We start from the raw sequence: 18,688 nt of genomic DNA, 5'->3' as shown, positions 1-18,688 counted from the left end.
AACAAAAAGCCCGCCGGTGAGGGCGGGCTTTTTGAGTGAAGCGGGGCGGCTTACTGCGGATGCTTGCCCGTTTCCACCTGTTGCATAGGCGCGCTGTCGAGCGGCGGCAGCGGCTTGCGCTCACGCACCCGGCGAGCCGGCTTGACGGTCTGCGCAGCGGCTTCCTGCGCGGCACGCAATTTGTCGGCGTCAGTGTTCACCCAGACGAGACCGGCTTGTTCCAGCACCGGCTTCAGGGCTTCCGCCGAAACGGCGCCGCTACGCGGTGCCTGCGATGTGGCAACGGGCGCCGGCTCGATCTCGGCCGGCTGTTCCGCCGGCACCACCGCCGGCTGCAATTCGACGATCTCGTCCTGCGGCGCCGGCGCAACCGCCGGTGCCTCGACTGTCACGGCCGGAGCCGGGCTGTCGGCCGGAGCCGGTGTGGCCGGGGTTTCAACCACTGGCGCTGCTGCCGGCGTTTCGACCTGCGCTTGAGCCGGAGCTTCGGCACGTGCCACCGGTTCGACCAGCGAAACCGTTTCGCTGGCGGCCGGTGCGGCTTGCGCCGTTTCGACCGGTGCGACGGCGGCTTGTGCCACCGGCGCTTCCACGACCGGCTCCGCCACCGCCGGCGCGACCGGCGCCTGCTCGACCGGCACGACGGTTTCCGTCTTCGCAGCCTTCTCGACGGCCAGTGCCGGCGTTTCGGCTGCCGCGTGCAGTTCTGTCACGACAGCGGTTTCGGTCGCGACAGCGGCGACCACCACTTCGACCGGCGTCACGTCTTTTGCTTCGCTGACCTCGGCCTTGTGCTCGACCGGCTGACGAGCCGCGCGCACCTGCGCGTCGTCGCTGACGTTGGCGTTATCGCCTTCAGCTTCCGCGACGTCCGCTGCGAGGTTGCCGTTCACGTCCTCTTCACGCTCACGACGGCCACCGCGACGGCCGCGACGGCGACGACGACGCTCTTCACCTTCACCGGTCACCGCTTCCTGATCGACCGGCGCACCGTTTTCGCTCAGGGCAACCTGGCTGCGTGCCAGTTCGTCTGCCGTTTGCGCGTCGGGTTGCGCGGTGGTCAGCGCATCCGTGGTTTCCGTTTGCTGCTTGCGGCGTTCGCCGCGCTCGGCACGCTCGCCACGTTCACGGCGCTCGCCGCGTTCCGGACGTTCGCCACGCTCGGCGCGCGGTGCGCCTTCGACAGCTTCCGCACGATCCGCACCGCGATTGTCGCGATCACGGTTGTCGCGGCCCTCGCGCGCTTCACGCGGCTCGCGGCCTTCGCGGGCCTCACGCGGCTCACGTGCTTCACGATTGCCACGCGGTTCACGCGCTTCGCGCGGCTCGCGACCTTCGCGTGGTTCACGCACGTCACGGCCTTCACGCGGTTCGCGTTCCTCGCGACGCTGCGACGGCTGCTGGCCTTGAGCCTGACGGCCAGCGGTCGTGCTTTCGCCGCGACCCGCCGCATCGCGGCCACCCGCGCCGCCACGGCGATTGCGGTTGCGATCGCCGCCGCGTTCGCCGGTGCGCTCACCGCGCTCCGTGCGTTCGCCGCGTTGCGGACGCGCCTGCTTCTCAGTCGTAGACGGCGCGACAGGCGCCGGTGCGGCCGGCTGCATGCCGAACAGATTCTTCAGCCAGCCGATGAAACCGCCGCTCGCCGGAGTGACCGCGACCGGAGCCGGGGTTGCCGCCGGACGCACCGGCGCGCTCGGCGCCGGCTTTTCAGGCGTGATGCCCTTGACCGCCGCTTCCTGCTTCGGCTTCACTTCCTCAGCGCGCTTGCTATAACCGGTTTCCGATTCCAGCTCGCGAGCCGCTTCTTCGGCCATCTTCCACGAAGCGCGCGGATCATCGAGGCGCGCATCGTCGTGACGCAGGCGCTCGAGCTTGTAATGCGGCGTGTCGAGGTGCTTGTTCGGGATCAGGACGACATTGACTTTGAAACGCGACTCGATCTTGTTGATTTCGGCACGCTTTTCGTTCAACAGGAAGGCGGTCACTTCGACCGGCACCTGGCAATGGATCGCCGCGGTGTTTTCCTTCATCGCTTCTTCCTGAATGATCCGCAGCACTTGCAGTGCGGACGATTCGGTATCGCGAATGTGGCCCGTGCCGTTACAGCGCGGGCAGGTCACGTGGCTGCCTTCCGACAGGGCCGGGCGCAGACGCTGACGCGACAGCTCCATCAGGCCGAAGCGCGAGATCTTGCCCATCTGGACGCGCGCGCGGTCATGCTTGAGCGCGTCTTTCAGGCGCTGCTCGACTTCACGCTGGCTCTTGGCCGATTCCATGTCGATGAAGTCGATGACGATCAGACCGCCCAGGTCGCGCAGGCGCAACTGGCGGGCGACTTCGTCGGCGGCTTCGAGGTTGGTGCGCGCGGCGGTTTCCTCGATGTCGGCGCCCTTGGTGGCGCGCGCCGAGTTCACGTCGATTGCGACCAGCGCCTCGGTGTGGTCGATCACGATCGCGCCGCCCGAGGGCAGCGGCACCGTGCGCGAGTACGCCGTTTCGATCTGGTGTTCGATCTGGAAGCGCGAGAAGAGCGGCACGTCGTCGTGGTAGCGCTTCACCTTGCTGACGTTGTCCGGCATCACGATGTCCATGAAGGCGCGGGCCTGGTCATGGATTTCGGTGGTGTCGATCAGGATTTCGCCGATGTCCGGTTGGAAATAGTCGCGGATCGCGCGGATCACGAGGCTCGATTCGAGATAGATCAGCATCGGCTGGCCGCTCGACCCGCTTTGCGACGCGGCTTCGATCGCGCGCCACAACTGCATCAGGTAGTTCAGATCCCACTGCAGTTCTTCGGCGCTGCGGCCGATGCCGGCCGTGCGCGCGATGATGCTCATGCCTTCCGGCAATTGCAGCTGCGCCATGGTTTCGCGCAGTTCCTGACGGTCGTCGCCTTCGATCCGGCGCGACACGCCGCCGCCGCGCGGGTTGTTGGGCATCAGAACCAGATACCGGCCGGCGAGCGAAATGAAGGTGGTGAGAGCAGCGCCCTTATTGCCGCGCTCTTCCTTTTCGACCTGGACGATCAGTTCCTGACCTTCCTTCAGTGCATCCTGAATGCGCGCGGAGCGCATGTCGACGCCGTCGCGGAAGTACTGACGGGCGACTTCCTTGAACGGCAGGAAGCCATGGCGGTCTTCGCCGTAGTTGACAAAGCACGCTTCGAGCGACGGCTCGATGCGGGTAATGATGCCCTTGTAAATATTGCCTTTGCGCTGTTCGCGGCCGGCGGTTTCGATGTCGATATCGATGAGTTTTTGCCCATCGACGATGGCGACGCGCAGTTCTTCCTGCTGCGTCGCGTTAAACAACATTCGTTTCATTGAACGGCTCCAGAGCGGCTCAGCTTGCCCTTGGCTGCGCGGTTGTCAGTCGCGAGAGCCTTGAGGGCAGCGGCATGGCCGCGCCTTATTGTGTTTTCACAAGCACGCTGGAGCGGGAAAAATGGCGGGAGAATTGCCTGAGAGGGCCCGGCCCCATTAAAAAATGGGCGCGGTGCCGTAGGGCACATGCGAACACGGCTTCAAATAACGACCCGACACGCCGCGGGTTCTGCCGGCAGACCTTCATAAGCCTTTCGTCCACTCTCGCCGGTGCGCCAACTGGGCGCGTGACCGGAGGGTCGGAGGCTGCGGTCGTGCCGCAGCGGGAAGTTCGCGCAGGCGGCGCGTCTTTTCCTGCTGGGGGTGTCTCGCCTCATTTTGACGTCGCCATGTCTTGTACTTTCTACAAGACGCCTCGGGCGCACGCCGTATTTTCGCAACCTGCAGCTTCGTACAACTGGGCGTCCAACCGCCCGATACCGAAGCTGAAAGTTAAATTCTTTCTTACCAAAATTCCGTTACCGTCGAAGCCGACCTTGACCGAACGCGCCTGTGGGCACCGTCCCTGCCGGGTACTGACTTCGTGCGTGCAACTTGTTGCATCTCATTTGAGGGTGAGCAACCAGACCCCGGCGCAAGTAAAATGACGGTTTATCGCTTGCACCTGCGCAATCCGCCCGAATTCCGGTCACTGCGCCGGCCGCCGCAGACTGCTGGGCAAATTATATTCAGAATGAAAGAGTTAGGCAAAATATCCCAGAAATCGGTCGCAAGCGACCAGGTCTCCATGATCGAGATCGACGACAGCGCGGCCGGACAGCGCATCGACAACTTCCTCTTGCGCGTCTGTAAAGGTGTGCCCAAGAGCCATATTTATCGCATCCTGCGCAGCGGCGAAGTGCGGGTCAATAAGGGCCGGATAGATGCGCAGTACCGGCTTGAGCTCGGCGACCTGGTGCGCGTGCCGCCTATTCGCGTCGCGCAGCCGAACGAAGCCGTCGCGCAGGCGCCCGTGCCACATGCCAATTTCCAGGTCATTTTCGAAGACGACCACATGCTCGTCATCGACAAACCGGCTGGCGTCGCGGTTCACGGCGGCAGCGGCGTCGCGTTCGGCGTGATCGAGCAGATGCGCGAAGCGCGGCCGCAGGCGAAATTCCTCGAACTGGTGCATCGGCTGGATCGCGAAACCTCCGGCATCCTGATGCTCGCCAAAAAGCGCAGCGCGCTCGTCAATCTGCACGAGCAGATTCGCGAGAACAAGATGGATAAGCGCTACTATGCTTGCGTCCACGGCGAGTGGGCAAGCGACTGGGGGCGCCGCCGCGCGGTCAAGGAGCCGCTGCACAAGTATCTGACCGCGGACGGCGAGCGCCGCGTGCGCGTGCAGGCGGACGGTCTCGCGTCGCACACGGTTTTCAATCTGATCGACCGCTGGGCGGAGTATGCGCTGCTCGAGGCGGAACTCAAGACCGGCCGCACGCATCAGATCCGCGTTCATTTGCAGCATCTGGAACTGCCAATCGTCGGCGACGCCAAATACGGCGACTTCGCGCTGAACAAGGCGTTGGCGCGCGCCAACGCCAAACCCGGTCTGAAGCGCATGTTCCTGCACGCTTACCGGCTGAAACTTGCGCATCCCGCCACCGGCGCGCCGCTGCAGTTCGAGGCGCCGTTGCCGGCCGAGTGCCGCGGCTTCATCGCACAGCTCAACGAATTACGAAATGGGTCAAACCCGGAGACGACACTGCATGGCTAGAGAGCAATTTGATCTGATCGTCTTCGATTGGGACGGCACGTTGATGGATTCGACCGCGCACATCACGCGCAGCATCCAGGCGGCTTGCCGCGATCTCGGCCTGCCGGTCCCCGCCGACGAAGCCGCGAGTTACGTGATCGGCCTCGGCTTGCGCGAAGCGCTGCAGATTGCCGCTCCGACGCTCGATCCGTTCGAATATCCGCGTCTGGCCGAGCGTTATCGCTTCCATTATCTGGTGAAGGATCAGACCACCGAGCTGTTCGCCGGCGTGCGCGAAATGCTGCAGGAATTGCGCGACCAGGGCTACTTGCTGGCCGTGGCGACGGGCAAGAGCCGTGTCGGGCTGAATCGCGCGCTCGACCAGTCGCGCCTGATCAGCCTGTTCGACGGCACCCGCTGCGCCGACGAGACCTTCTCGAAGCCGCATCCCGCCATGCTGCATGAATTGACGCGCGAACTGGGGCAGGATCCGGTGCGCACCGTGATGGTCGGCGATACGACGCATGATCTGCAAATGGCGATCAACGCGGGTGTCGCGGGTATCGCCGTGACCTATGGTGCGCATCCGGCCGGCTCGTTGAGCGCGCTGTCGCCGAAATTCATCGCGCCGAGCGTGAGCGCGTTGTCTGGCTGGTTGCAAGAGAACGCATGAACAGCGACATGGCCGAAGCGGCAGCGCAAGCGGTCCGCGTTTGCGCGGCGGAAGAACTGGCCGACGGCGGCGCGGGCGTGAGATGCGCCGCGCGGCTCGGCGGAGGCGACGTCGTGGTGTTTTTCGTTCGCTACAATGGGCGGCCCTACGGTTACCTGAACCGCTGCGCGCACGTGCCGATGGAGCTTGACTGGGCCGAAGGGCAGTTCTTCGAATCGTCCGGTTTATACTTGATGTGCGCGACACATGGCGCGATTTACGCGCCCGATACGGGCAAATGCGTCGGTGGCCCGTGCCGCGGCGGCAGATTGCGTCCACTTCAGGTGGAGGAGCGGGATACGCCGCAAGGCCGCGCCGTGTTCTGGCTGCCCGACGGCGAACTGACTCCCGCGACGCCCTGATTTTCTCCTTCGATCTTTCCAGACCCCGCATGTCCGACAATTTGACTCCCGAGCCGCAGGACCCGTCCCCGACTGGCCGCTCCCGCTTGCCCACCGATGAGCCCGGCTGGGAGCGGGCGGCGCTCGAGCGTATTGCGCTCGCGGCGATCACAGAACAGCGCGCCGCGCGCCGCTGGAAGATTTTTTTCCGGTTTCTCTTTCTTGTCGTCCTGCTGCTGCTCGTCTGGGGCGCGTTCAGCTTTTCCGGCGACAGAGTGGCGGTGACAGGTCGTCACACGGCGATGATCACACTTGACGGTGAAATCTCCGCGGATACCAATGCGAACGCCGAAGATGTTAACGCGGCGTTGCAGAGCGCGTTCGAGGACTCAGGCACCGCAGGCGTGATCCTGCGGTGTAACAGCCCGGGCGGCAGTCCGGTGCAGGCAGGGATCATTTATAACGAGATTCGCCGGCTGCGTGCGAAATATCCGTCGATTCCGCTCTATGCCGTGGTCGGCGACATGTGCGCGTCGGGCGGCTATTATGCGGCTGCGGCGGCTGACAAGATTTACGTGGACAAGGCGAGCATCGTTGGTTCCATCGGCGTGCTGATGGACAGCTTCGGCTTCACCGGCTTGATGGACAAGCTGGGGATTCAACGCCGTCTGCATACATCGGGCGAGAACAAGGGCTTTTTCGATCCGTTCTCACCAGAAACGCCGAAGATGGACGCCCATGCGCAGGACATGCTCGATCAGATCCACGCGCAATTCATCGACGCGGTGCGTCAGGGGCGCGGCAAGCGTCTGCATGAAACGCCGGACATGTTTTCAGGCCTATTCTGGACGGGGCAAAAGAGCGTCGAATTGGGCCTCGCGGACGGTTTCGGCGACGCGGACCATGTGGCGCGCGATTTTTTCAAAGCGCCGGATATCGTCGATTACACGGTGAAAGAGAGCATTACGGACCGCGTTGCGCGCAAATTCGGTGCGGCGGTCGGCAGCGGCGCCGTCAAGGCAATGGCGTTAGGGGAAAAACTGAACCTGCGTTGATCAGCTATACGAATATAAAAAGCCCCGCGCGATCACAGCCGATCGCGCGGGGCTTTTTTGCGCACGGGGCGCATGTTTGGCGCAGCGTCAAACCGCCAGAATCAGGAAAATGGCCGGCCGTTTGTGCAAGTCGAGTGCCGGTTTTCTCTTCCAGTCGGCTACAGTGCGGCTGGCGATGGTTTCCGTGTCGAGCGTCAGATCGACCGCCACGCATACGAGCGTGGACGGTGCGCATGTCGCCAGCAAGGTGTCGAGCAGCTGACGGTTCCGGTACGGCGTCTCGATAAAAATCTGCGTCTGCTTGCCCTTGCGCGACTGCTGTTCCAGGTCGCGCAGGCGCTTGGCACGCTCAGCGGCGTCGACCGGTAGATAGCCGTGGAACGCGAAGCTCTGGCCGTTGAGCCCGGAAGCCATCAGGGCCAGCAGGATCGAACTCGGTCCGACAAACGGCACGACTTTCACGCCGCGTTCATGCGCGCGGCGCACCAGCAGTGCACCCGGGTCCGCGACGGCCGGACAGCCCGCTTCGGAGACGAGGCCCGCGTCCGTGCCGGCGAGAACCGGCGCGAGCAGTTTGTCGATTTCGCCTGCCGGTGTATTGACGTTCAATTCGCGAATCTCGATTTCCTGGATCGGCTTTTCGGTGCCGACTTTCTTCAGGAACGCGCGCGTGGTTTTCGCGTTTTCGCCTATGTAGTAATGGAGGGCCGCCGCGCGGGCGCGTACCGGCGCGGGCAGGACGGCGTCGAGCGCGTCGGTGTCGCCTTCGCCGAGCGTGTTTGGAATCAGATAGAGCGTGCCGCTCATTGCGCCTCCAGAAGTGGATAGCCCGCTGCCAGCAACATACGCGTCAGTGCGATCAACGGCAGGCCGACGAGGGCGGTGGGGTCGTCGGAATGGATGGCTTCGAGCAGTGCGATGCCGAGCCCTTCGGATTTGGCGCTGCCGGCAACGTCATAGGGCGTTTCGGCCCGGAGATAGGCTTCGAGCGCGACGTCCGGCAGATCGCGAAACTGCACGCGGGTAATCACATCGACGGTTTGCGCGGTGCCCGCGCGGCTGTCGAACAGGCACAGCGCACTATGAAACAGCACTTCGCGACCACGCATTGCCTGCAATTGCGCGAGCGCTTTGTCGTGCGAGCCGGGTTTGCCGATCTGCAGGCCGTCATAGGTGGCGACCTGGTCGGAGCCGATCACGAGTGCGGCGTCGGCGGCGCCGAGTGCGCCGGCCACCGCGCGGGCCTTGGCCCCGGCGAGCCGCAACGCGGTGACTTCGGGCGTTTCGCCAGCAAGCGGCGTTTCATCGATCTCCGGCACGACGACGTCGAACGGAACGCGCAGGCGTTCGAGCAACTCGCGACGATACGGCGAACTCGACGCCAGAATCAGGCGTGGCGGGCGATTGGGGGAATCTGGCATGGTCAACCAACGGCTAGGGAGGCGGGGCGTACGGCGTTGCGCGGAGTTCGCGCACGTACGGGCTTAAGTGTTTGACTCGAAAAGACAAAACGGATATGATTTTGGGCTTTTCATCGGTATGCTTGCGTCAGGCGAGTCCCGGTGTGTTCGATAAAGCTCCACGCGGGCAGTCAGTTGAACACGGTGCCGCGGGCTTCACGGGCTGTCTCGCAAACCGGTTTACCCCGGCGAAATCCTTGCCGACGCAGGAGCGCACATGACTCAACATCCTGGCAACCCTGCAGGTCTACCCGACCCGCATGAGCTCGATCTGTTCGAATTTGCGCGAAGTGGGCGTCAGGCCGCGGGTGTCGTGCGCGTCTCGCAACTGCCGCGCATGTTAAACGAAGTCCCGGCAGAAGCGCCAGACCGCGATACCGCGTTCACCTGGCAAGCCGAAGGGGCGACGCAACCGGAATTGCAGGATGACGGCACCGAGGGTCCGCAGCCTTATTTGAGGATGGCGGTTCACGGCGCCGCATGGCTCGAATGTCAGCGATGCATGACGCCGTATCCGCAGGCGTTCAACGTCGATGCGACTTACCGGATCGTCAGCACCGAGGCGGAAGCCGAAGAGTTTCCGCTCGACGAGGATGAAGTCGAAGTGATCGTGGGCTCGCGCCAGTTCGATCTCGTCGACTTGATCGAAGAAGAGTTGCTGCTTTCCTTGCCGCTCGTGCCAAAGCACGAGGTCTGTCCCGAGGTGCACGAGAGCCTGGTCTCTGGTGCGGCCGGTGCCGAAGGCGAGGGCGGAGAAGCCGCGCAGGACGAAGCTGGCGAGGGCGATGAGCCCAAGCGGCCCAATCCGTTCGCGGCGCTCGAAAGTCTCAAGCGCGGTGAGCCGGGCGACAAGAAGCACTGAACAGTTGCATGGGAGCGCGATGCGGGCGCATTGGCCATTCGGCCAATGGCGGACACCGGATCGGGCTGTGTTAGAATTCGGAAAATTTTTAGGAGTTAGTCATGGCAGTTCAACAAAATAAGAAGTCGCCGTCGAAGCGCGGTATGCACCGTTCGCACGATTTCCTGACGGCAGCGCCGCTGGCCGTGGAACCGAGCACGGGCGAAGTGCATCTGCGTCACCACGTTAGCCCGAACGGCTACTATCGCGGCAAGAAAGTCGTCAAGACGAAGAACGACTAATCGTTTCACTGCGTTGCGCCCTTTGGCGTTTCGCGTGGCGATCGGCTCGCTTGACATTTTCCTGGTTCGGCAAAAAGGCGGCATTCAACTGCCGCTTTTTTGTGCCTGAAATTCGTCGCACTCCATGACAGTAAAGCTCACGATAGATTGCATGGGAGGCGACCACGGCCCGTCCGTGACCGTTCCCGCTGCCGTCAACTTCGTTCGTTCGCATCCCGACGCGCAGCTGCTGCTCGTCGGCATTGAAAGTGCGATTCGTGCGCAGCTGAAAAAGTTGAAGGCTCAGGACCTTCCGGCGCTGACCGTCGTGCCTGCTTCCGAGATCGTCGCGATGGACGATCCGGTCGAGGTGGCGCTGCGCAAGAAAAAAGATTCGTCCATGCGCGTGGCGCTGAACCGCGTCAAGGAAGGCGAGGCGCAAGCCTGCATTTCCGCCGGCAATACCGGCGCGCTGATGGCGGTCTCGCGTTATGTGCTGAAGACGCTGGCGGGCATCGAACGCCCGGCCATCGCGTTCGCACTGCCCAATCCCAATGGCTACACGATGATGCTCGACCTGGGCGCCAACGTCGACTGCGAGCCGCAGCATCTGCTGCAGTTCGCCGAGATGGGGCACGCGCTCGTGTCGGCGCTCGAAAGTAAGGAGCGGCCCACCATCGGGCTGCTCAACATCGGCGAAGAAGTCATCAAGGGCAACGACACCATCAAACGTGCCGGCGAAATGCTGCGCGCGAGTACACTTAATTTTCACGGCAACGTCGAAGGCAACGATATCTTCAAAGGCACGGTCGACGTCATCGTCTGCGACGGTTTTGTCGGCAACGTCGCGCTGAAGACGTCGGAAGGTCTCGCGCAGATGCTGACCAACATCATCAAGGAAGAGTTCGGACGTTCGTGGCTCACCAAAGTGATGGCGGTGCTCGCGATGCCGGTATTGATGCGTTTCAAGAAACGCGTCGATCATCGGCAATACAACGGCGCGGCGTTGCTCGGCCTGCGCGGACTGGTGATCAAAAGCCACGGTTCCGCCGATGCCTACGGGTTTGAGTGGGCTATCAAACGCGGGTATGATGCCGTCAAAAACGGCGTGCTGGAGCGCCTTGCGCGAGCGATGGAAGAGAACGCGGGTTCTCTCGAACAGGCGGCGCGCGACGCAAGCGGTGCGGGTCACGCAAGCCCGATCGCCGGCCAGCCTGCCGAGCCCTACGCTGCGCAATCCTCGAAGGCATAATGGCTCAATCCACAATCTATTCTCGCGTGCTGGGTACCGGCAGCTATCTGCCGCCCAACCGCGTCACCAATCAGGATCTGGCTGAACGTCTCGCCAGCCAGGGCGTCGAGACGAGCGACGAATGGATCGTCGCCCGCACGGGTATCCATGCGCGCCACTTCGCCGAACCTGATGTCACGACCAGCGATCTCGCATTGATCGCGTCGCAGCGCGCGATCGAAGCGGCCGACATCGATCCGCAATCCATCGATCTGATCATCGTCGCCACCTCCACGCCGGACTTCGTGTTTCCGAGCACGGCGTGCCTGTTGCAGAACAAGCTCGGCATCAAGAACCACGGCGCCGCGTTTGACGTGCAGGCCGTCTGTTCCGGCTTCGCGTACGCGGTGGCGACGGCGGACAGCTTCATTCGCAGCGGCCAGCATCGCACGGCGCTCGTGATCGGTGCGGAAACCTTCTCGCGCATTCTCGACTTCAACGACCGCACCACCTGCGTGCTGTTCGGCGATGGCGCTGGCGCCGTGATCCTGCAGGCGTCCGAAGAGCCGGGCGTGCTCGCGAGCGCATTGCACGCGGACGGCAGCCATTCGAACATTCTCTGCACGCCGGGTAACGTGAACGGTGGCGTGGTCGCCGGCAGCGCGTTCCTGCACATGGACGGGCAGGCGGTGTTCAAGCTCGCCGTCAACGTGCTCGAAAAAGTCGCGGTCGAGGCGCTCGAGAAAGCCAATCTGACAGCCGAGCAGATCGACTGGCTGATTCCGCATCAGGCCAATATCCGCATCATGCAAAGCACTTGCCGCAAGCTCGGCTTGCCGCAGGAACGCATGGTCGTCACGGTGGGCGAGCACGGCAATACATCGGCTGCGTCCATTCCGCTCGCATTTGACGTCGCGGTGCGCGACGGCCGCATCAAGCGCGGCCAGAATGTGCTGATCGAAGGCGTCGGCGGCGGTTTCACCTGGGGCGCGTCGGTTATCCGCTTCTGATAGCGGCCGCGACGAGCGCTGCGTGCGGCGCCCGCGTGCCGGCGTGAGGTCGACGCCGCGCGCCACCCACATCTGACTAAATCGATTTTGGGGACGTTATGAAATTTGCGTTCGTTTTTCCTGGGCAGGGTTCGCAGTCGGTCGGCATGCTCAACGCATTCGCCGATCACGCGATCGTGCGCGAAACGGTTCAGGAAGCGTCCGACGCGCTCAATCAGGACCTTGGCAAGCTGATCGCCGAAGGCCCCGTCGAAGATCTGAATCTCACCACCAACACCCAGCCGGTCATGCTGACCGCGGCCTACGCGATCTATCGTGCATGGCAGCAGGCAGGCGGTCCGGCGCCGGCGATCGTCGCAGGCCATAGCCTCGGCGAATACACCGCACTGGTTGCCGCCGGCGCGATCGCGTTTCGCGATGCCGTGCCGCTCGTGCGTTTTCGCGCGCAAGCGATGCAAACCGCGGTGCCGGTCGGCGAAGGCGGCATGGCCGCGATTCTCGGCCTCGACGACGACACGGTGTGCGCAGTGTGCGCGGAAGCGTCGGTGGCGGGTGTCGTCGAAGCGGTGAATTTCAATGCGCCTGCGCAAGTGGTGATCGCCGGCCATAAGGCTGCGGTCGAAAAGGCCTGTGAGGTGGCGAAGGCGAAGGGCGCGAAGCGCGCGTTGCCGCTGCCGGTGTCGGCGCCGTTCCACTCGTCGCTGCTCAAGCCGGCGTCGGACCAGTTGCGCGAGTATTTGGCGAGCGTCGACGTGCAGGTGCCGGCCATTCCGGTCATCAACAACGTCGATGTCGCCGTGGTCAACGAACCGGCCGCGATCAAGGATGCGCTAGTGCGCCAGGCAGCCGGCGCAGTGCGCTGGGTGGAGAGCGTTCAGGCAATGGGCGCACAGGGCGTCACGCACGTGATCGAGTGCGGTCCGGGCAAGGTCCTTGCGGGTTTGACAAGGCGTATCGACGGCAATCTGGTCGGCGCGTCGGTGTGCGATCCGGCGTCGCTCGAAGAAACGCTGAAGCTCGTGACGGCAGGCTGACGGCCGCGTCGCATCGTAAGCGCCGGAAGAGCGGCGCTTGAGCGCCGCCGCATCATGTATCGACACAATGCATCGGCATCAGGAATCAATCAGCCCTTAGACGGGCATCCGGACTGACAGATGGAAAAGACTCTCGACAAGCAGATCGCAATCGTGACGGGTGCCTCGCGCGGCATCGGCCGTGCGATCGCCATGGAACTGGCGCGCCAGGGCGCGACGGTGATCGGCACGGCGACCAGCGAAAGCGGCGCCACGGCGATCACCGAAGCGTTTAATGCGGCTGGCGTGAACGGTCGCGGCGCTGTGCTCGACGTGAACGACGCGGCCGCGGCGCAGGCGCTGATCGATGACACGGTGAAGGAATTCGGCGCGCTGCACGTGCTGGTGAACAATGCCGGTATCACGCAGGATCAGCTCGCCATGCGTATGAAAGACGACGACTGGGACGCGGTGATCGACACCAACCTGAAGTCGGTGTTCCGTCTGTCGCGCGCGGTGCTGCGTCCGATGATGAAGGCCAAGGGCGGCCGCATTATCAACATCACTTCCGTGGTCGGCTCGTCCGGCAACCCTGGGCAGATCAACTACGCCGCCGCTAAAGCGGGCGTCGCGGGCATGACCCGTTCGCTCGCACGCGAGATCGGCAGCCGCAACATCACCGTGAATTGCGTCGCGCCGGGCTTCATCGATACCGACATGACCAAGAGTCTGCCGGAAGAGCAGCAGACCGCGCTGAAAACGCAGATTCCGCTGGGCCGTCTCGGCAGCCCGGAAGATATCGCGCATGCCGTCGCGTTCCTCGCGTCGCCGCAAGCGGGCTATATCACCGGCACGACGCTGCACGTGAACGGCGGAATGTACATGTAGTGGCCAAATTCGGTTACTATCCGCGCCTTGACGCGTTTGCAAAAGCGTAAGGCGCATGCCTTGACAGGAACCCGATGCGCTGCTTTTTGCCGGGTCAAACCTGATAAAATGCGCGCACCTGTATTTTTGAACTTCTTTTCCCTTGGAGGGGTAATGGACAATATCGAACAGCGCGTCAAGAAAATCGTCGCAGAACAACTGGGCGTTGCGGAAGCTGAAATCAAGAACGACGCTTCGTTCGTGAACGACCTCGGCGCCGACTCGCTCGACACCGTTGAGCTCGTGATGGCCCTCGAAGACGAATTCGGCATGGAGATTCCGGATGAAGAAGCCGAGAAGATCACCACCGTTCAGCAAGCGATCGACTACGCTCGCGCGAACGTCAAGGCCTAAAGTCATTCGCGCCTGCGTTTCTGCGTTGGCGGCGTATGACGCCCTGCCGTGTCGGTTGCCGACGCCAGCGGGGCTGGCGCTATTTGCCGTGCAGAGGCCAGCGATGCTGACAGCGCAATTTTTCGCGCGATTGCCGACTTAACAGCCACAGGGCACACAGGGCAGATTCCTGTGGCCGCTGTGGCTTTTGCTTTTGTCATCTATGAAAAAGGGGTTACCGTGAGCCGCCGTCGTGTTGTTGTTACAGGCCTGGGGCTGATTTCGCCTGTTGGCAATAATGTTGCCGACGGCTGGGCCAATCTGGTCGCCGGCAAGTCGGGTATTGCCAATATCACGAAGTTCGATGCGTCGAACTTTTCGACTCGTTTCGCCGGCGAGGTGAAGGGCTTCAATATCGAGGACTACATTCCCGGTAAGGAAGCGCGCCATATGGATACGTTCATCCATTACGGCGTGGCTGCGGGCATCCAGGCGATGCAGGACAGCGGCCTCGAAGTCACCGAAGAGAATTCGGAGCGTATCGGTGTGGTGGTCGGCTCGGGCATCGGCGGTCTGCCGATGATCGAAGTGACGCAAACCGAACTGCTCAATCGTGGTCCGCGCCGTATTTCGCCGTTCTTCGTGCCGGCGTCGATCATCAACATGATCTCCGGCCATCTGTCGATCAAGTTCGGCATCAAGGGTCCGAATCTCGCTATCGTCACTGCATGTACCACCGGTCTGCATTGCATCGGCGAGGCTTCGCGCCTGATCGAATACGGCGACGCCGACGTGATGATCGCGGGCGGTGCGGAATCGACCGTGTCGCCGCTCGGTGTCGGCGGCTTCGCGGCGGCGCGTGCGCTGTCTCAACGCAACGACGATCCGGCCACCGCGAGCCGTCCGTGGGACAAAGACCGCGATGGTTTCGTGCTGGGCGAGGGTGCCGGCGTGATGGTGCTCGAAGAGTACGAACACGCGAAGGCGCGTGGTGCGAAGATTTATGCCGAAGTCAGCGGCTATGGGATGAGCGGCGACGCCTATCACATGACTGCGCCGCTGGAAGACGGCGACGGCGCACGCCGCTGCATGCTGGCCGCGTTGAAGAACGCGGGCATCAACGCCGATCAGGTGAATTACCTGAACGCGCACGGCACGTCTACGCCGCTCGGCGATCTGGCTGAAACCACCGGCATCAAGCGCGCATTCGGCGACCATGCCAAAGACATGGTCGTGAACTCGACCAAGTCGATGACGGGTCACCTGTTGGGTGGCGCGGGCGGTCTGGAGTCGGTGTTTACCGTGCTGGCCGTGCATCATCAGGTGTCGCCGCCGACTATCAACATCTTCAATCAGGATCCGGCCTGCGATCTCGATTACTGCGCGAACACCGCGCGGGAGATGAAGATCGACGTCGCGCTGAAGAATTCGTTCGGGTTCGGCGGCACGAACGGCACGCTGGTCTTCAAGCGCGCCTGATTGTCTGAACGGGTGACGCGCCACTCGACGACGCCGGCCTGGCCGGCGCTCCCCCTTGCATCGGCAACGCCCGCAGGAGCGACGCAGCGGATTGCGCTGCGTCGCTCCTTGTCCATTTGCCTGGCATTGGCAATCTTCGTGCTGGTTGCAACGTCGGCCGTCTACACCAGCGTCGCCTCGCATCTGGCCGCGTTGCAGGCCGTTCCATTGACGCTTGCGGTGGGGGCGTTGCTCACGCTTTGTGCGATCAGGCATGCGCGTGCGCAGCCAGTCGCGCTGCGGATCGCTCCGGACGCGTTATCGGTCTGGGGCCGCTCAGGCACGCTGCTGGCGCATGGACGGATCGCTGGCTGTTCGCAGTGGAGCGGCCGATTGCTGGTCCTCACGCTCAAGCCGGAAGAAGGGCGGACGAGCACCCTGCTGCTTGCTGCCGACTCGCTTCCGGCGCCCGTTTTCCGTGAATTGTCGGTGTTGGGCCGACGCGCCGCTGGCGCCTGACTGTAACGACTGTAACCGCTGTTACCGGAGTAACGTGCCCTCATGACGGGAACGCTACAATGGTGCCCCGCCATGCGCCCTATAGTTAACGGATTTATCAGGTGAGCGAAAAAGAAATTGATCAGGTGCTGGTCGAGCGCGTCCAGAAGGGCGACAAGGCCGCGTTCGAGCTTCTGGTCTCCAAATACCACCGCAAGATTCTCCGGCTGATCTCACGCCTCGTGCGAGACCCCGCCGAAGTGGAAGATGTCGCGCAGGACGCCTTCATCAAGGCGTACCGGGCATTGCCACAGTTTCGCGGGGAATCGGCTTTCTATACGTGGTTGTACCGGATTGCGGTCAACACGGCAAAGAACTACCTTGCCACCCAAGGACGGCGGGCACCCACTTCGACCGAAGCAGATGCTGAAGAAGCTGAAACTTTCTCGGACGCCGACCAACTAAGGGATATCAACACGCCTGAGTCGATGTTGATGAGCAAGCAGATCGCTGAGACGGTCAATGCTGCGATGGCGGTTTTACCGGAAGAGTTGCGCACCGCCATTACTCTTCGTGAAATTGAGGGTTTGAGCTACGAGGAAATCGCTGAGATGATGGGTTGCCCGATCGGCACCGTCAGATCACGAATTTTCCGCGCTCGCGAAGCCATTGCGGCAAAATTGCGTCCGTTGCTTGACACACCTGAAGGCAAGCGCTGGTAATTCCCAGCCGGCCGATCGGGGCACGGCTGCAATATCTGGATTAGTGGTGTCACTACGGGGTATTTGTAAGATGGGGAGCATCATGGGGTCAGTCTCGATGCAATCGCAAGCCAGTTCGCGCGGCGAGCGTCTGTCCGCCTTTGTCGACGGTGAGTTGTTCGGCGAAGAGCATCTGAATCTGGACAAATTTGTTTCCGGGCTGGACGGTGAAGACCGTGCGGCCTGGTCGAGCTATCACCTGATCGGCGACGCGCTGCGTTCAGACGATCTGGCGCTCAGCCCAGCAACCAGCAGCGCGTTCCTGAACGGTTTCGCCGCGCGCTTCGACAACGAGCCGCACGTGCTTGCGCCTGCTGCCATGCAGGTCGCGCGTCGTCTGCTGGCGCTGCGCCGCCGTGTCGTGCCGGCTTTTGCGGTGGCGGCCGCAGCCGCTACGCTGACGTGGATCGTCGTGCCGCAACTGCAGGGCGCCCCGGGCTCGCAACTCGCGTCGGTCCATGGCGATGCGGTGCAACGCGTGGCGATGGTGCCAGTGCCCGCGGCGGCTCAGCCGATCGCGCAGGACGCGAACATCATCCGTGACGCAAGTCTCGATCAATATCTGGAAGCTCACCAGCAGTTCGGGCAACAACCGGTCATGACGGGCTCGATGCCGGTGATTCGCGCTGCCTCAGTCTCTACGCAAGGCCAATAGTTTGATGCAGACTCTGCGGTTGAATAAAACGACTATCTGGGGGCGGCTGCCGGCATTTCTGTTCTGCGCAGCCGTATTGTTGTCCGCCACGCCGCGGGTCTTTGCACAAACCGCCGATCCGCTCGTCGTCCGTCGCACGGCCGCCGATCTGCTCGATCGCATCCATCAGGCCGCTCAGCAACAGAACTACGAAGGCGCGTTCGTCTATCAGCGCGGCAATTTCGTGCAGACGTCGCGTATCGCGCATTACTCGACCCATTCCGACGGCGAATTCGAGCAGCTCGAAAGTCTCGACGGCAAGCCGCGCAAAATGCTGCGCCATAACGACGACCTCTACACGTTTGTGCCGGAGCGGCGTCTGCTGGTGGTGGAGAAGCGTCAGAACAAAGACTCGTTCCCGGCATTGCTTGCGGTGAGCGGCGAACAGGTTCTGTCCGTCTATGAGCCGAAGCTGCTCGGAGACGACCGCGTTGCGGGCGTCGACAGCCAGGTGATCGAGCTCGATCCGAAAGACGCATATCGCTTTGCCTACAAGCTGTGGGCCGACAAGAAGACGGGCCTGCTGCTGCGCGCGCAGACGCTCGACCCGAACGGCCAGGTGCTCGAGCAACTGTCGTTTTCGCAGATTCGCATCGGCGTACCGGTCGACAAGGCCGGCATCGTCAACGGCATTCGTAACACGGCGGGGTGGACCGTGGTGCGTCCGCCAGTCGAACCAGTCGACATGGCCGCGCAAGGCTGGCAGATCGCGCCGAGCGTGCCGGGCTTCCGGATGATCCGTCAGTTGCGCCGTCCTATGGCTGCGCGCGAAGCGGGTCAGCCGACCATTCCGGTGGACCAGGCCGTATTCTCCGACGGCCTTGCGGCCATTTCGGTGTTCATCGAGCCGGTCGAGAACAACACGCGCAAGGAAGGCTCCGGCAACAGCGGCGCCACGCACGTGCTGGTCAAGCGCCGGGGTGAGTTCTGGATTACTCTGCTTGGTGAAGTACCCCAGACCACGTTGCAGCAATTCGCCGCTGCCATAGAATACAAATCTCCGAAGTAA

At 62.8% G+C, this 18,688-nt stretch carries 19 protein-coding genes; 16 read left to right on the top strand and 3 right to left on the bottom strand.

Annotated features, from left to right (window positions below):
• Positions 1-50: 50 nt before the first annotated feature.
• Positions 51-3,326 carry an Rne/Rng family ribonuclease gene (locus tag B0G69_RS01430; RefSeq protein WP_121315329.1) on the bottom strand — a complete coding sequence of 1,092 codons (3,276 nt, stop codon included), beginning with the start codon at positions 3,324-3,326 and terminating at the stop codon, positions 51-53.
• Positions 3,327-4,059: 733 nt separating this feature from the next.
• Here B0G69_RS01430 and B0G69_RS01425 point away from each other — a divergent pair.
• The 4 genes from B0G69_RS01425 to B0G69_RS01410 are packed head-to-tail and all read left to right on the top strand — an operon-like array spanning position 4,060 to position 7,172.
• A complete protein-coding gene (locus B0G69_RS01425; protein WP_121319011.1) occupies positions 4,060-5,085 on the top strand; it encodes an RluA family pseudouridine synthase in 1,026 nt (341 codons plus the stop codon).
• Positions 5,078-5,737, top strand: a complete 660-nt coding sequence (locus B0G69_RS01420; protein ID WP_121315328.1) for an HAD-IIIA family hydrolase — start codon at positions 5,078-5,080, stop codon at positions 5,735-5,737. Before B0G69_RS01425 ends, B0G69_RS01420 begins: the two co-directional genes overlap by 8 nt.
• Positions 5,734-6,138, top strand: a complete 405-nt coding sequence (locus tag B0G69_RS01415; protein ID WP_121315327.1) for a Rieske 2Fe-2S domain-containing protein — start codon at positions 5,734-5,736, stop codon at positions 6,136-6,138. The genes B0G69_RS01420 and B0G69_RS01415 overlap by 4 nt, the downstream gene beginning before the upstream one ends.
• Positions 6,139-6,167: 29 nt before the next feature.
• A complete protein-coding gene (locus B0G69_RS01410; RefSeq protein ID WP_121315326.1) occupies positions 6,168-7,172 on the top strand; it encodes a S49 family peptidase in 1,005 nt (334 codons plus the stop codon).
• A gap of 87 nt (positions 7,173-7,259) precedes the next feature.
• Here the strand turns inward: B0G69_RS01410 and B0G69_RS01405 are convergent, their stop codons facing one another.
• Both B0G69_RS01405 and B0G69_RS01400 read right to left on the bottom strand, forming a co-directional pair.
• On the bottom strand, positions 7,260-7,979 hold the full coding sequence (locus tag B0G69_RS01405) for an SAM-dependent methyltransferase (RefSeq protein ID WP_121315325.1): 720 nt from the start codon (positions 7,977-7,979) through the stop codon (positions 7,260-7,262).
• Positions 7,976-8,593, bottom strand: coding sequence for a Maf-like protein (locus B0G69_RS01400; RefSeq protein WP_121315324.1), 618 nt, complete (start codon positions 8,591-8,593; stop codon positions 7,976-7,978). The genes B0G69_RS01405 and B0G69_RS01400 overlap by 4 nt, the downstream gene beginning before the upstream one ends.
• Before the next feature lie 256 nt (positions 8,594-8,849).
• Here B0G69_RS01400 and B0G69_RS01395 point away from each other — a divergent pair, with 256 nt between their 5' ends.
• The 12 genes from B0G69_RS01395 (at position 8,850) to B0G69_RS01340 (ending at position 18,688) form a co-directional block, all read left to right on the top strand.
• The gene (locus tag B0G69_RS01395; protein WP_121315323.1) at positions 8,850-9,494 is read left to right on the top strand and encodes a DUF177 domain-containing protein; all 645 of its coding nucleotides are present in this window, start codon (positions 8,850-8,852) and stop codon (positions 9,492-9,494) included.
• Between the two features lie 101 nt (positions 9,495-9,595).
• The gene (gene rpmF / locus B0G69_RS01390) at positions 9,596-9,775 is read left to right on the top strand and encodes a 50S ribosomal protein L32 (RefSeq protein WP_006051932.1); all 180 of its coding nucleotides are present in this window, start codon (positions 9,596-9,598) and stop codon (positions 9,773-9,775) included.
• Positions 9,776-9,899: 124 nt separating this feature from the next.
• Positions 9,900-11,006 carry a phosphate acyltransferase PlsX gene (plsX, locus tag B0G69_RS01385; protein ID WP_121315322.1) on the top strand — a complete coding sequence of 369 codons (1,107 nt, stop codon included), beginning with the start codon at positions 9,900-9,902 and terminating at the stop codon, positions 11,004-11,006.
• Positions 11,006-11,995 (top strand): beta-ketoacyl-ACP synthase III, encoded by a 990-nt coding sequence (locus tag B0G69_RS01380; RefSeq protein ID WP_121315321.1) that lies wholly within the window; start codon positions 11,006-11,008, stop codon positions 11,993-11,995. The genes plsX and B0G69_RS01380 overlap by 1 nt, the downstream gene beginning before the upstream one ends.
• A gap of 98 nt (positions 11,996-12,093) precedes the next feature.
• Complete coding sequence (fabD, locus tag B0G69_RS01375; protein WP_121315320.1) at positions 12,094-13,029, top strand: ACP S-malonyltransferase; 936 nt, start codon at positions 12,094-12,096, stop codon at positions 13,027-13,029.
• A 120-nt stretch (positions 13,030-13,149) separates the two neighbouring features.
• Positions 13,150-13,896: a 3-oxoacyl-ACP reductase FabG gene (gene fabG / locus B0G69_RS01370; protein WP_121315319.1), complete on the top strand. Its 747-nt coding sequence runs from the start codon at positions 13,150-13,152 to the stop codon at positions 13,894-13,896.
• Positions 13,897-14,049: 153 nt separating this feature from the next.
• Positions 14,050-14,289 carry an acyl carrier protein gene (acpP, locus tag B0G69_RS01365; protein WP_121315318.1) on the top strand — a complete coding sequence of 80 codons (240 nt, stop codon included), beginning with the start codon at positions 14,050-14,052 and terminating at the stop codon, positions 14,287-14,289.
• A 219-nt stretch (positions 14,290-14,508) separates the two neighbouring features.
• Positions 14,509-15,747 (top strand): beta-ketoacyl-ACP synthase II, encoded by a 1,239-nt coding sequence (gene fabF / locus B0G69_RS01360; protein ID WP_121315317.1) that lies wholly within the window; start codon positions 14,509-14,511, stop codon positions 15,745-15,747.
• 138 nt (positions 15,748-15,885) lie between these two features.
• Complete coding sequence (locus B0G69_RS01355; RefSeq protein ID WP_347232448.1) at positions 15,886-16,245, top strand: hypothetical protein; 360 nt, start codon at positions 15,886-15,888, stop codon at positions 16,243-16,245.
• Between the two features lie 101 nt (positions 16,246-16,346).
• Positions 16,347-16,946 carry an RNA polymerase sigma factor RpoE gene (gene rpoE, locus B0G69_RS01350; protein ID WP_006051939.1) on the top strand — a complete coding sequence of 200 codons (600 nt, stop codon included), beginning with the start codon at positions 16,347-16,349 and terminating at the stop codon, positions 16,944-16,946.
• An 82-nt stretch (positions 16,947-17,028) separates the two neighbouring features.
• On the top strand, positions 17,029-17,640 hold the full coding sequence (locus B0G69_RS01345; protein ID WP_121319007.1) for an RseA family anti-sigma factor: 612 nt from the start codon (positions 17,029-17,031) through the stop codon (positions 17,638-17,640).
• Between the two features lie 4 nt (positions 17,641-17,644).
• Entirely contained in the window at positions 17,645-18,688 is a 1,044-nt protein-coding gene (locus tag B0G69_RS01340; RefSeq protein ID WP_121319005.1) for a MucB/RseB C-terminal domain-containing protein, read from the top strand.

The sequence above is a fragment of the Paraburkholderia sp. RAU2J genome (genome assembly GCF_003634845.1).
In the GTDB taxonomy this organism is placed as follows: domain Bacteria; phylum Pseudomonadota; class Gammaproteobacteria; order Burkholderiales; family Burkholderiaceae; genus Paraburkholderia; species Paraburkholderia fynbosensis.
This window is presented reverse-complemented; position numbering and strand designations above follow the sequence as displayed.